A 13,344-nucleotide genomic window follows, 5' to 3' on the forward strand; every position below is an offset into this window, starting at 1 on the left:
AAAAGGGCCGCGCGTGTTTGAGTGGAGCGAAGCGGAGCGAGTTTGCGCGGACCCCGCGTACCGCGAGCAGCGCAGGGCAGCCGCGAAGCGGCCGGTGACGTCGGCCGGCCCGGGGCATACCGCCCGCCACCGCCGCCCCGCCCCCCCGGAACCCCCGGCACGCAGTCGAACCGAACGTGTCCCCTAGAACGTCGCCCGCAGTCCCACCTTCAGGCTGCGCCCCGGCAGCGGCGCATCCGGATACACCGTGGTCGTCAGGATCGAGGTCGCGCTGTAGGCCAGCGTGTTGCCGATGTTGTCGACCCGCGCATACCAGGTGAGGTTGGCGCGCTGCACCCGCTGCTTGTAGCTGATCGACGCGCTCCACAGCGTGTAGGCCTCGGTCGCGCGGTCGCCCAGCGGCGGCACCCGGTTCTGCGCCGCGTTGTAGTCGAAGCCCAGCCGCGCGGTCAACGGGCCGCTGCCCCAGGCCAGCGTGGCGCCGATGCGCCATGGCGCGATCCGCGGCAGCGGCTCGCCGGTGTCGGTGTTGGTGGCCCGCACGAGGTCGCCGCGCCATTCGAGATCGAGCGTCGAGCCATCGGCCGCGCGCGCGAAGCCATCGGCGCCGAGCAGTTGCAGGTTGCCGCTGGCCTCGAGGCCCCTGAAGCGGGCCCGCACACCGTGGTAGACGTAGTCGGCGAAGACCTCGGGGAACAGCAGTTCTCCCTCGGCGGTCTCGATCGGCGGCGGGTTGAGTTCGCCGTCGGCGCTGCGCACGTTGCCGGTGGCCGTGAGCCCGATGTAGTTGCTGAAGCGGGTCAGGTAGGCGTTCACCTTGGCCGTGTTGGCACCGGATTTCCATTGGGCGCCGAGGTCCAGGCCGGTGGACTTCTCTTCCTTGAGGTTCGGGTCTCCGGTCTCCCAGGCCGCGGTCGCCACGTGCGGACCGTTGGCGAACAGCTCGTAGTCCTTCGGCGCCCGCTCGGTGTAGGCCAGGTTGGAGGTCAGCTGCCATTGCGGCGACAGGTTCACCAGCCCGCCGAAGGCGGCGCTGCTCGGCCGGAAGTCGCGCTCGCCGACGAAGAAGCGCGTGACTTCCGGGTTGGTCGGGTCGCCAAGCGAACGCACCTTGACCTCCTCGGTGCGGGCGCCGAAGCTCAGGCGTCCCCAGGAGGTGCCGAGCTCCTCGTGCAGGAACAACGCATTGGCCTTCGTGCGGCTGTCGGGCGCGAAGGCCTCCTCGCCATTGGCCGAGAAGCGGCCGCTGTCGCTGGTGAACCCGACCAGCCCCTCGAAGTTGCCGATCTTGCGGTGCCGGGCCTCGATGCGCAGGTCGTTGCTGTCATTGGCGAAGGTGGTGCCGGGCAGCGGCCCCTCGTACTCCGTGTGGCCGTACTCGGTGCGGCTGAACTTCGCATGCACGCTGCTGAAGAAGCCGCCGGGACGCCATTCGCCCTCCAGCGCGTAGCGGTCAGACTTCATGCCGATCGTGACGTCATCCTCGGCCACCGTGCCGTAGGTGCTGCGGTAGGTGCTGGCCGAGGCGCCGATCCAGCCCTGGTCGAAGAACAGCGTGCCGCCGAAGGCGCCGCCGTCGGCCTCGTTGGCCGAATTGCAGATCTTGCGCGCGAAGCCCGGCCGCTTCGGGTTCTCGCAGGCCAGCTCGATCGGCACCGAGACATCGTCGGACTCGCGGCGGAAGGCATCGACGTGCAGCGCATAGCGGCCGTTGCCGCCCTCGAGCACCACGCCGCCCGCCTTCTCGCGGTTGCCGGTGGCATAGCCGAGGTCGGCGCGGCCGCCGAAGCCCTCGATCGGCTCGGTCGGGATGCGGTTGTCGATCACGTTGACCACGCCGCCGACAGCGCTGCCACCGTACTGCAGCGCCGCCGGCCCGCGCAGCACCTCGAGACGCTCGGTGACCAGCGCATCGACCGGCACCGAATGGTCGTAGCTCAGCGCCGAGGCGTCGGGCGCGCTGCCGCCGTTCTGCAGGATGCGGATGCGGTCGCCGTCCTGGCCCCGGATCGTCGGCCGGCTCGCATTGGGCCCGAAATAGGTGCTGCCGACGCCCGGCAAGCCATTGAGCGTCTCGCCGAGCGTGGACTGCGAGCGCAACAGCAGGGCCTCGTTCGAGAGCGAATGGGTCGGCGCGATCAGGTCGGCGGCGCCGAGCGGATTGCCGGTGACGGTGATCTCGCCCAGCGAGGGCGCCGCGGCTTCGGGCGCGGATTGAGCCCAGGCGCCGAACGAGGCGCAGGACAGGAAGGACAGCACCGCGACGCCGACGCGATGGCGAGTAAAGGCAAAAGGCATGGGAAAAGCACTCGTTGAATCGATGAACAGCCGGCCGCGACCCCGCCATGCGGGATCGGCAACCGGAAAACAGGGAGTTCAGCGAGTGGAAGGCGGACCGCGCGCGTCGAACAGCGCGATCCAGCGGGCGAAGACTTCGCCCTCGAGCCAGACGAAGCTGGCGGCCGGCAGCAGCACCGGCAGGAAGACCGGAGGCACGCAAGGCGCGGCCGCTCCATGGGACAACTGGTCGTAGAGCCGGCACTCGGCATCGGAGTGGGCGCCGAAAAGCGCCGTCAAGCCGTGGGCGTGGGCCGCGGGGTCGGCCTGCGCGCCGGCCACGGCCGCCGCTGTCGCGGGCGGCGAGCCGTGCAGCGTGCGGTGCAGCAGGCCCAGCGTGGTCGCGGCCCAGAGCGCGAACGCCAACGCGCACAACAGGGTGCGGGTGCGGAGGGAGCGCTGGGCGGAAGGCATTGGTCAGTTAAGGACAGAGCAAAAACTGCTGCGCAGTTTCTTGGTCTGTCCCGCGAGGTCTCAGGATTTCACCCGCGCCGCGAAGGTCTTCTGGAACTTCTCGACCTTGGGGCCGACCACGAAGGCGCAGTAGCCCTGGTTCGGGTTGTTCAGGAAGTAGTCCTGGTGGTAGGCCTCGGCCGTGTAGTAATTGGCCAGCGGCTCGATCTCGGTCACGATCGGCGCGCTGTAGGTCTTGCTGTCGGCGATCTCGCGGACCACTTCCTCGGCCACCTGCTTCTGCGCCGGGTCGAGGTAGTAGATGCCGCTGCGGTACTGGGTGCCGACATCGTTGCCCTGGCGGTTCAGCGTCGTCGGGTCGTGCACGACGAAGAAGATCTCGAGGATCTCGCGCAGCGAGATCTGCGCCGGGTCGAAGCTCAGCTTGACGACTTCCGAATGCCCGGTGCGGCCGGTGCAGACCTGCTCGTAGCTCGGATTCGGGGTCTGGCCGTTGCTGTAGCCGGACTCGACATCGACCACGCCCTGCACCCGGTCGAACACGGCTTCGGTGCACCAGAAGCAGCCACCCCCAAGGACGATGGTTTCGGTTGACGAGGATGGCGACGACATGGCAGCTCCGGCGAATTTCGAGACGAAGCTCACATTGTGCCGGCTTGACGCAGTGCAACCGCCTCACTACATTACTAACCCGCCAGTCATTAATTAACATGCCCTCCCCCCGATTCCTGAAGGACAAGCTCTGTCCCGTGAGCGCCAAGCGCGAGCGGCGCAAGGAAGCCCGTCCCGGCGAATTGCTGGAGGCAGCGCTCGACCTGTTCGTCGAGAAGGGCTTCGCTGCCACCCGCTCGGAGGAAGTCGCGGCCCGCGCCGGCGTCTCCAAGGGCACCCTCTTCCTCTATTTCCAGAGCAAGGAAGAGCTGTTCAAGGCGGTGGTGATCGAGAACCTGGCCGGCCGCTTCACCGAGTGGAACCAGGAGTTCGACGAATACGAAGGCACGACCGCCGACATGCTGCGCTACTGCATGCGAATCTGGTGGGAACGGGTCGGCGCGACCAAGGCCTCGGGCCTGACCAAGCTCATGATGAGCGAAGGGCGCAACTTTCCCGAACTGGCCGAGTTCTACCGCCGCGAAGTCGTGCAGCCGGGCCATGAACTGCTGCGGCGCATCGTCCAGCGCGGCATCGACCGCGGCGAGTTCGCGCCGGTCGAGGTCGACCTGGCGATCTACACCGTCATCGCGCCGATGATCTTCCTGATGCTCACGAAGCATTCGCCTGCGATCTGCTTCGATCACACCTCCGCCATCGACCCCGAGAAATACCTGGCGCTCCAGGCCGAGACCGTGCTGCACGGCCTTTGCATGCCGCCGAAGGCCGCTGCATGAAAAGAACGATGAAGTGGGCCATCGCGGCCCTGATCCTGGTGCTGCTCGTGGGCGGCGCGCTGCGCGCCATCGGCGCGCGCAAGGCGCAGCAGGCCAAGCTGGCGGCCGGCAGCACGGCGGCCGAGACCGTGGTCGAGCTGTCGCCGGCCGACGTGGTGCGGGTCGCGCGGCGCGAACTGGCCGAGACGCTGCCGGTCTCGGGCACGCTGCGCGCGGTCGATTCGGCGCAGGTCAAGGCCCGCGTCGCCGGCGAGCTGATCGGCCTCACGGTGCGCGAAGGCGATACCGTGACCGCCGGGCAGGTCATCGCACGCATCGATCCGGTCGAATACCAGTCGCGCATGCGGCAGGCCCAGGAGCAGGCCGATTCGTCGCGCGCCCAGGCCGAGGTGGCGCAGCGCACCTTCGACAACAACAAGGCTCTGGTCGAGCAGGGCTTCATCTCGCGGACCGCGCTCGAAACCTCGCAGTCGAATCTCAATTCGGCGCTGTCGACGCATCGCGCCGCACTGGCGGCGGTCGAGATGACCCGCAAGTCGCTGGACGACACCGTGCTCAGGAGCCCGATCGCGGGCCAGGTGTCGCAGCGCCTCGCCCAATCGGGCGAGCGCGTCGGCGTCGACGCCAAGATCATCGAGGTGGTCGACCTGAGCCGTATCGAGGTCGAGGCCACGCTGGCGGCGGCCGACTCGGTGGCGGTGCGCGTCGGCCAGCGCGCCAGCCTGCAGATCGAGGGCAGCAGCGTGAGCGACCCGAAGAGCGGCGAACGCAGCGTCGGCGCCAGCGTGGTGCGCGTCAACCCGAGCGCCCAGGCCGGCAGCCGCAGCGTGCTGGTCTACCTGCGGCTCGACCGCAGCACCGGCTTCCGCCAGGGCCTGTTCGCGCAGGGCACGATCGACGTCGGCCGCACCGAGGCGCTGGCCCTGCCGCTGACCGCGGTGCGCACCGACAAGCCGGCGCCCTACGTGCAGGCGGTGGTCGACGGCCGCATCGTGCATCGGCCGGTCGAGACCGGCCTGCGCGGCCAGGTCGACGGCCAGACCATGGTCGCGGTCAGCGGCATCGACGACGGCGCGGTGGTGGTGGCGGGCAGCCTCGGCCCGCTGCGCCAGGGCACGGCGGTGCGGCTGGCGCCGATCGCCGCAGCCCCCGCACCGGCGGTCCCGTCGGCACGCAGCGCGCCCTGAGGATCGAACGGCATGTGGTTCACCCGCGTCAGTCTCAAGAATCCGGTCTTCGCGACCATGCTGATGCTCGCGCTGGTGGTGCTCGGCGCCTTCTCCTATCAGCGGCTGCAGGTCGACCAGTTCCCGAACATCGACTTCCCGGTGGTGGTGGTGATCACCGAGTACCCGGGAGCCTCGCCCGAGATCGTCGAGAGCGAGGTCACGAAGAAGATCGAGGAAGGCGTCAACTCGATCGCCGGCATCAATGCGCTGACCTCGCGCAGCTATGAAGGCCAGTCGGTCGTCATCATCGAGTTCCAGCTCTACGTCGACGGCCGCAAGGCGGCCGAGGACGTGCGCGAGAAGGTGGCCGGCGTGCGGCCGCTGTTCCGTGACGAGGTGAAAGACCCGCGCGTGCTGCGCTTCGACCCCGCCTCGCGCGCCGTGTGGTCGGTGGCGGTGCTGCCCGAGGGCCCTAAGGAGACGCAGCCCAGCGCCGTCGAGTTGACGAACTGGGCCGACCAAGTGCTCAAGAAGCGGCTCGAGAACGTGCGCGGCGTCGGCTCGGTGACGCTGGTCGGCGGCACCAAGCGCGAGATCAACATCTACCTCAATCCGCAGGCGATGGAGGCCTTCGGCGTCAGCGCCAGCCAGGTGGTCGATGCGGTGCGCAGCGAGAACCAGGCGCTGCCGGTGGGCTCGGTGCGCTCGCTCGAACAAGACCGCGTGGTGCAGATCGACGCCCGCATGGAACGGCCGGAGGACTTCGGCCGCATCATCGTGGCCCGCAAGGGCGGCGCGCCAATCCGCGTCGACCAGGTGGCGACGGTGCGCGACGGTGCGCAGGAGATCGACAGCCTGGCGCTCTACAACGGCCAGCGCACCTTGCTGCTGTCGGTGCAGAAGGCGCAGGACGAGAACACCATCCAGGTGGTCGACGGGCTGGTCAAGGCGATCGCCGAGATCAAGCCGCAGCTGCCGCCGGGCGTGCGGCTGGAGCCGATCGCCGACGCTTCGCGCCCGATCCGCGTTGCGGTGCAGAACGTGCGCCAGACCCTGATCGAAGGCGCCCTGCTGACGGTGCTGATCGTCTTCCTGTTCCTCAATTCGTGGCGCTCCACCGTCATCACCGGCCTGACCCTGCCGATCGCGCTGATCGGCACCTTCTGGTTCATGGCGATGTTCGGCTTCACGATCAACATGATCACGCTGATGGCGCTGTCGCTGTGCGTCGGCCTCTTGATCGACGATGCGATCGTGGTGCGCGAAAACATCGTGCGCCACGTGCAGATGGGCAAGAAGCCCTACCAGGCCTCGCTCGACGGCACCCAGGAGATCGGCCTGGCGGTGCTGGCGACCACGCTGTCGATCGTCGCGGTGTTCCTGCCGATCGGCTTCATGGAAGGCATCATCGGCAAGTTCTTCCACGAGTTCGGCATCACGATCGTGGCGGCCGTGATGATCTCGATGTTCGTGAGCTTCACGCTGGACCCGATGATGTCGAGCATCTGGCACGACCCGGCGATCGACAAGCACGGCAAGAACGAGGCGCCCGCCAGCTTCTACGACCGCACCATCGGCCGCGTGACCGGCTGGTTCGACCGCGCCACCGAACGGCTGGCCGAGGGCTACCAGGGCATCCTGCGCTGGGCGCTGGTGCACAAGCTGGCCACCGTGTTCGCGGCCATCGGCATCTTCGTCGCGAGCGTCTTCATGGTGCCGCTGCTGGGCACCGAGTTCGTGCCCAAGGCCGACTTCTCCGAGACCTCGATCAGCTTCTACACGCCGGTCGGCTCCTCGCTCGAAGTGACCGAGGCCAAGGCCCGACAGGTGGAAGGGGTGCTGCGCGAGATGCCCGAGGTGCGCTACACGCTCACCACCATCAACAGCGGCGACGCCCAGGGCAAGATCTACGCGAGCGTGTACGTGCGGCTGGTCGACCGCCGCTCGCGCAACCGCAGCGTCGACCAGATGTCGACCGTGCTGCGCGAGCGGCTGCGCGCGATCCCCGGCATCACGGTCACGCACGTGGGCCTGCGCGACTCGGTCGGCGGCAACAAGCCGATCGAGTTCTCGCTGCAGGGCCCGGACCTGAAGGAACTCGAGCGCCTGACCCGCCGCGTGATGGACGCGATCCGCCCGATCCCCGGCCTGGTCGACCTCGACTCCAGCCTGAAGCCCGACAAGCCGACGGTCAGCGTGGTGATCCGCCGCGACGCCGCCTCCGACCTCGGCCTCGGCGTGGCGCCGATCGCCTCGGCGCTGCGCACGCTGGTGGCCGGCACCACGGTGGGCAACTGGCGCGCGCCCGACGACCAGACCTACGATGTCAACGTGCGGCTGGCGCCCGAGGTCCGCAACTCGCCGGCCGACCTGGCCCGCCTGCCCTTCCTGAGCACCGCGGTCGGCGCCAATGCCGACGGCTCGAGCCGCATCGTGCGGCTGGCCCAGGTGGCCGAAGTGCGCGAATCGACCGGGCCGAACCAGATCAACCGGCGCGCGCTGGCACGCGAGGTGAGCATCAACGCCAATGTCGACGGCCGCTCGGCCGGCGAGGTGTCGGCCGACCTGCGCACGGCGCTGGCCGGCATCGCCTTCCCGCCGGGCTACGGCTGGCAGTTCAGCGGCTCGACCAAGAACATGCAGGAGTCCTTCGGCTATGCGGTCTCGGCGCTGGCGCTGGCCGTGATCTTCATCTACATGATCCTGGCCAGCCAGTTCAGGAGCTTCCTGCAGCCGCTGGCGCTGATGACCTCGCTGCCGCTGACCCTGATCGGGGTGGTGCTGGCGCTCTTGATCTTCCGCTCGACGCTGTCGATGTTCTCGATCATCGGCGTCGTCATGCTGATGGGCCTGGTGACCAAGAACGCGATCCTGCTGGTCGACTTCGCGATCCGCGCCCGGGAGCCCGGCGTCGCCGAGGACGGCACGCCGGTGCCCGGCCTGCCGCGCGCCGAGGCCCTGCTGCTGGCCGCCCGCGTGCGGCTGCGCCCGATCCTCATGACCACGCTGGCGATGATCTTCGGCATGGTGCCGCTGGCCTTCGCGGTCAGCGAGGGCTCCGAGCAGCGCGCGCCGATGGGCCAGGCCGTGATCGGCGGCGTCATCACCTCGTCGCTGCTGACTCTGGTGGTGGTGCCGGTGGTCTACTGCTACATGGACGACCTGGCCAACTGGGCCCGCCGCCGCTGGGCCGGCAAGCAGAAGCCGGCCGCCGAGACCGCCCCCGTGGCGGCGCCTAAAATCGAAAGTTTGTCCTGAGTCCGCGAGGAGAGACCCCATGAACCCCACCCCCACGCTGGAGCGCCTGCGCTTCAACATGATCGAACAGCAGATCCGCCCCTGGGACGTGCTCGATCTCGACATCCTCGATCTGCTGGCCCAGATCCGGCGCGAGGACTACGTGCCCGAAGCCCACCGCGCGCTGGCCTTCTTCGACATGGAAATCCCGCTCGAGGGCGCGAGCACGGCCAAGGAACCCGGCCAGGTCATGCTGTCGCCGAAGGTCGAGGCCCGCATGCTGCAGGATCTGCACATCCAGAAGCACGAAACGGTGCTCGAGATCGGCGCCGGCAGCGGCTTCATGGCCGCCCTGCTGGCCCACCGCGCGGCCCAGGTGCTGACGCTCGAGATCGACCCCGGCCTGGCCGCCTTTGCCGCCGGCAACCTGCGCCGCAACGGCGTGATGAACGTCGAGGTGCGCCACGCCGACGGCGCCACGCCGCTGCCGAGCGGGCCGACCTTCGACGTCATCGTGCTGAGCGGCTCGGTCGCCCGCATCCCGCAGGGCCTGCTGGGCTCGCTCAACCCGGGCGGCCGGCTGGCAGCCGTGGTCGGCGACGAACCGATGATGCGGGCCCACTTCGTGACCCGCACCGGCGAAGGCAAGTGGGACGTGCTGCAGCCCTGGGACACGGTCGCGCCGCGCCTCTTGAACTTCCCCGTGCCCTCCCGCTTCAACTTCTGAGCGCCCGCCCTCCATGATCGACCAAATCCGCCCGTCAGAGCTTGCCGACTGGTTCGCCAGGAATCCGAATGCGATCCCGGTCGTGCTCGACGTGCGCGAGCCCTGGGAACTGCAGACCGCGCAAGTGGCGCCCCAGGGCTTCACGCTGGCGACGATCCCGATGAACGAGATCCCGGCCCGCGTCGCCGAACTCGATCCGGGCCAGCGCATCGCGTGCCTCTGCCATCACGGCGCGCGCAGCCAGCGCGTGGCCGCCTTCCTGGCGCAGAACGGCTTCGACGAGGTCGCGAACATCGCCGGCGGCATCGATGCCTGGTCGGCGCAGCACGACCCCACCGTTCCGCGGTACTAGATGCCCTTCGAATTTCCTGCGGCGCCTCCCCCTCCAGGGGGCGATGCCGGCGGATCAGCGTGAGCGATTCCGCGTTATCCCTGAATTTGAGCTGCGCCAATTGCATTCATTGCGTGCAACACTGAGTTCTCGTCATTGAATCATCAATCTTGAAATTCCAAGGACGCTTTATGCCCCTGCCCAGGCCTCTCCCTCTTCCGGCGGCGTTCGCGACCCTGTTCGCAATGGCGATGACGCTGCCGGCCCATGGCCAGAGCCTGATCGAGCTCTACGACGCGGCGCGCGGCTACGACGCCACGTACCAGGGCGCACTGGCGCAGTACGACGCCAATCTCGCGAAGGCGGCACAGGCCAAGGCGGGCATCCTGCCGGCGGTGGGCCTGTCGGGCAATGCCACGGCGACCCAGCAGGAACTCTCGACCGACAACCTCACGATCAACCGCGGCATCCCGACGCAGGCGGTCGGGATCAATGCCACGCAGCCCCTCTACCGGCCCGCCAACTGGGCCACCTACGAGCAGAGCAAGCGCCAACTCGACATCGCCGCGGACATCCTCAAGATCGCCGAGCAGGACCTCGTGGTGCGCGTGAGCCAGGCCTACTTCGACGTGCTGTCCAGCCAGGACAGCCTGGCGCTGGTGCGGGCACAGAAGATCGGCGTCGCCGAGCAGCTGGCCTCGGCCAAGCGCAACTTCGAGGTCGGAACCTCCACCATCACCGACACCCGCGAAGCCCAGGCCCGCTACGACCTCGTCCTGGCACAGGAGATCGCGGCCGAGAACGACCTGCAGGTCAAGAAGATCGTGCTCGACCAGCTGGTCGGGCGTACCGGCACCCAGCCGATCCCGCTGGCGGCGCCGGTGGCGCTGCCGACGGTGCAGCCGGCCGACATCAATGCCTGGGTGACGCAGGCCGAAGACGTGCATCCGGCGATCGACCAGGCACGGCTGGGCCTCGAGGTCGCGAAGCTCGAGGTCGAGAAGGCCCAGGCCGGCCACAAGCCCACGCTCGATGCGCAGCTGGGCTACAACGTCACGAACAACCCGAACGGCAGCACCACCAGCACGACCACCGGCAAGGTGCGCGTCAATGCCGCCAGCATCGCCCTGGTCTTCAACATGCCGCTGTTCGCGGGCTTCGCGACCGAGAACCGCGTCAAGGAAACGCTGGCGCTCGAGGAAGGCTCCCGCCAGCAGCTGGAATCGACCCGCCGCAGCGTCTCGCAAGCCACCCGCTCGGCCTACCTGGGACTGATCTCGGGCGCCGGCCAGGTCAAGGCGCTGGAAGCCGCCGAAGCCTCGAGCCAGAGTGCGCTCGACGCCAACCGCCTGGGCTACCAGGTCGGCGTGCGCATCAACATCGACGTGCTCAACTCGCAGGCCCAGCTGTTCCAGACCAAGCGCGACCTGGCGGTGGCGCGCTACAACGTGCTGGTGGGCAACCTGAAGCTGAGGCAGGCCAACGGCACGCTGAGTGCCGACGACCTGCTGCCGATCAACAACACGCTGGCGATCGGCGGCCGCGCCAGCGTCCAGAGCGAGGCATCGCCGACCCAGCCTTCGGCGGCGACGCGCAGCCCGGTGCCGGTGCCGCCCGCCTCGCTGCCCACACCGGTGCCGTCGGCGATTCCGACGGTGCCGCCGGTGATCACCCCGCCCTTCAATCCGCAGCCGCCGACGATGCCCGTGCCGCCCCCGCCGCCCGAGATCGTCATCGTGCCGCAGCCCTCGCGATAGGCCGGCCCGCCGGGTCCATCATGTCGTGCACCAGGCCCGTGAAGGCCAGGGCCGCGGGCGACAGCGTGCGGTTGGCCAGCATCACGATGCTGTAGTGCGTCTGCATGCGGGTGAGCCGCTTCACGCTCAGGCGCAGCAATGACTCGGTGCCGTGGTTCAGGCCGACCGCATCGGGCGCGAGGATCACGGCGTCGGCGGTCAGCGCCAGATGCCGCAGCGTGCCGAGGTCGTCGCACACCATGTTGAACACCGGCCTGTCGACACGCTTCACCTGCCGGTCGAAATGCGACGCCACGGCCGCCGGCAGGTTCGGGCTGGCGACCGGATAGTCCATCGCCTGGTCGAGCGTCACGGCCTCGTGTTCGAGCAGCGGATGGCCTTCGCGCACGAAGAAGGACACGGCCACGTTGGGCAGCCGCTTGAACTGCAGGCCGGGCTGCTTCTTGAGATCGCGGGTGTCGGCGATGAACAGGTCCAGCTGGCGCCGGTGCAGGCGCTCGCTCAGTGAATTCGGGTCGGCCACGTCGATCCGCACCGCCAGCTGCGGGTGGCGCTGCGCCATCAGCGACAAGGCCGGGCGGCCCAGCATGCCGGCGACGAAGGGGCCGAGCCCGACCTGCAGGCTGCCGGTCGAAAGGCCCTGCAGCATGAGCACGTCGTGCCGGACCTGGCCGGCATCGGCCAGCAGCTCGCGGGCGCGGGCCAGCACCAGATCGCCCGCGGCGGTGAAGCGCACCTGGCCGTAGGCGCGGTCGACCAGCCGCGCCTGCAGGTCTTCCTCGAGCTTGTCGATGCTGCGCGAGAGCGCCGGCTGCGTGAGATGCACGGCCTCGGCGGCGCGGCCGAAACTGCCCTGTTCGGCCAGGGCGACCAGATGCTGGAGCTGGCGCAGCTGCATTTTGCGTCGAAGTACAAATTGAAAGCCTTATTTTGCATTGGCTATCAGATTCGTCCTTGCCCAGAATGACGTCATCGAGCAAAACAAGGAGACGCGATGAAGAGGGCATTCAAGTGGCAGCTGGCCGGATGGCTGCTGGCCGGCGTCGGCTGGCACGCCGGCGCGCAGGCGCAGGCCGCCGACTACCCGCGCAAGGCGGTGACGATGGTCGTGCCCTATGCGGCCGGCGGCGGCACCGACGTGGTGGCGCGCTCGCTGGCTGAACAGATGACCCGGCTGCTCGGCCAGCCGGTGATCATCGACAACAAGCCCGGCGCCGGCGGCATCCTCGGCACCACGGCGGTGGCCAAGGCCGCGCCCGACGGCTACACGGTGCTGGTCGGGCTCACGCAGTCGCTGCTGACCAACCAGTTCCTCTACGAGAAGCTGCCCTACGACCCGCGCAAGGAGCTCGGCCTGGTGACGCAGATCGCCACCGCGCCGCTGATGCTGGTGGTGCCGGCGGCCTCGAAGATCCAGAACGTCGCCGACCTGCAGCGCGAGCTGCGCGCCACGGCGGGCGGCGGCAACTGCGGCTCCTGGGGCGCGGGCTCCTACCCGCACCTGGCGTGCGCCTACATGGCGCAGTCCTGGAAGACGGCCATCACGCACGTGGCCTACAAGGGCGAGGCGCCGATGCTGCAGGACCTGGTCGGTGGGCAGCTCGGCTTCACCTTCGCGAGCATCGTCTCGGCCAAGCCCTACCTCGACGGCGGCAAGTTGCGGGCGATCGCGATCACCGGCGAGCAGCGCATGCCGCAGTTCCCTGCCCTGCCGACCTTCGCCGAGTCGGGCTTCGCCGACGCCGAGTACCGCATGTCGGGCTGGCTCGCCCTGGCGGTGCCGCACGGCACGCCGAAGCCGGTGGTCGCACGGCTGCAGCAGGCCGCGCAGCAGGCGATGGGCTCGCCCGAACTGGTCAAGCGCTTCGAGATGCTGGGCATGGTGCCGATGGGCAGCACGCCCGAGCAGTTCCACCAGAGCTACGACGCCGCCTGGCCGGTCTGGGAGAAGCTCGTGAAAGTCTCCGGCGCGAAACTCGATTGA

11 protein-coding genes are annotated in these 13,344 nt (G+C 68.8%); 7 read left to right on the forward strand and 4 right to left on the reverse strand.

What is annotated here, in order from left to right; genetic code table 11:
* Nucleotides 1-183 precede the first annotated feature (183 nt).
* From QTI45_RS10690 to msrA, 3 genes are all read right to left on the reverse strand, one after another.
* On the reverse strand, nt 184-2,298 hold the full coding sequence (locus QTI45_RS10690; protein ID WP_286654321.1) for a TonB-dependent receptor: 2,115 nt from the start codon (nt 2,296-2,298) through the stop codon (nt 184-186).
* 78 nt (nt 2,299-2,376) lie between these two features.
* Nucleotides 2,377-2,751, reverse strand: a complete 375-nt coding sequence (locus QTI45_RS10695) for a hypothetical protein (RefSeq protein WP_286654322.1) — start codon at nt 2,749-2,751, stop codon at nt 2,377-2,379.
* 60 nt (nt 2,752-2,811) lie between these two features.
* Nucleotides 2,812-3,363 carry a peptide-methionine (S)-S-oxide reductase MsrA gene (gene msrA, locus QTI45_RS10700; protein WP_286372723.1) on the reverse strand — a complete coding sequence of 184 codons (552 nt, stop codon included), beginning with the start codon at nt 3,361-3,363 and terminating at the stop codon, nt 2,812-2,814.
* 98 nt (nt 3,364-3,461) lie between these two features.
* Here msrA and QTI45_RS10705 point away from each other — a divergent pair, with 98 nt between their 5' ends.
* The 6 genes from QTI45_RS10705 (at nt 3,462) to QTI45_RS10730 (ending at nt 11,360) form a co-directional block, all read left to right on the forward strand.
* On the forward strand, nt 3,462-4,139 hold the full coding sequence (locus QTI45_RS10705) for a TetR/AcrR family transcriptional regulator (protein WP_286372724.1): 678 nt from the start codon (nt 3,462-3,464) through the stop codon (nt 4,137-4,139).
* Nucleotides 4,136-5,326: an efflux RND transporter periplasmic adaptor subunit gene (locus QTI45_RS10710; protein ID WP_286654323.1), complete on the forward strand. Its 1,191-nt coding sequence runs from the start codon at nt 4,136-4,138 to the stop codon at nt 5,324-5,326. Before QTI45_RS10705 ends, QTI45_RS10710 begins: the two co-directional genes overlap by 4 nt.
* A 12-nt stretch (nt 5,327-5,338) precedes the next feature.
* Nucleotides 5,339-8,566 (forward strand): efflux RND transporter permease subunit, encoded by a 3,228-nt coding sequence (locus tag QTI45_RS10715; RefSeq protein ID WP_286654324.1) that lies wholly within the window; start codon nt 5,339-5,341, stop codon nt 8,564-8,566.
* Nucleotides 8,567-8,585: 19 nt separating this feature from the next.
* Nucleotides 8,586-9,272 (forward strand): protein-L-isoaspartate O-methyltransferase family protein, encoded by a 687-nt coding sequence (locus tag QTI45_RS10720; RefSeq protein WP_286372727.1) that lies wholly within the window; start codon nt 8,586-8,588, stop codon nt 9,270-9,272.
* A gap of 13 nt (nt 9,273-9,285) precedes the next feature.
* Nucleotides 9,286-9,624 carry a rhodanese-like domain-containing protein gene (locus QTI45_RS10725; protein ID WP_286372728.1) on the forward strand — a complete coding sequence of 113 codons (339 nt, stop codon included), beginning with the start codon at nt 9,286-9,288 and terminating at the stop codon, nt 9,622-9,624.
* 224 nt (nt 9,625-9,848) lie between these two features.
* The gene (locus tag QTI45_RS10730; RefSeq protein ID WP_444813276.1) at nt 9,849-11,360 is read left to right on the forward strand and encodes a TolC family outer membrane protein; all 1,512 of its coding nucleotides are present in this window, start codon (nt 9,849-9,851) and stop codon (nt 11,358-11,360) included.
* On the opposite strand, the gene QTI45_RS10735 is transcribed toward QTI45_RS10730, so the two are convergent.
* The gene (locus QTI45_RS10735; RefSeq protein WP_286654325.1) at nt 11,335-12,258 is read right to left on the reverse strand and encodes a LysR family transcriptional regulator; all 924 of its coding nucleotides are present in this window, start codon (nt 12,256-12,258) and stop codon (nt 11,335-11,337) included. The genes QTI45_RS10730 and QTI45_RS10735 overlap by 26 nt on opposite strands.
* Nucleotides 12,259-12,354: 96 nt before the next feature.
* Between QTI45_RS10735 and QTI45_RS10740 the strand changes: the two genes are divergently transcribed.
* Nucleotides 12,355-13,344, forward strand: a complete 990-nt coding sequence (locus QTI45_RS10740) for a Bug family tripartite tricarboxylate transporter substrate binding protein (RefSeq protein WP_286654326.1) — start codon at nt 12,355-12,357, stop codon at nt 13,342-13,344.

Source organism: Variovorax saccharolyticus (assembly GCF_030316765.1).
GTDB lineage: Bacteria > Pseudomonadota > Gammaproteobacteria > Burkholderiales > Burkholderiaceae_C > Variovorax > Variovorax saccharolyticus.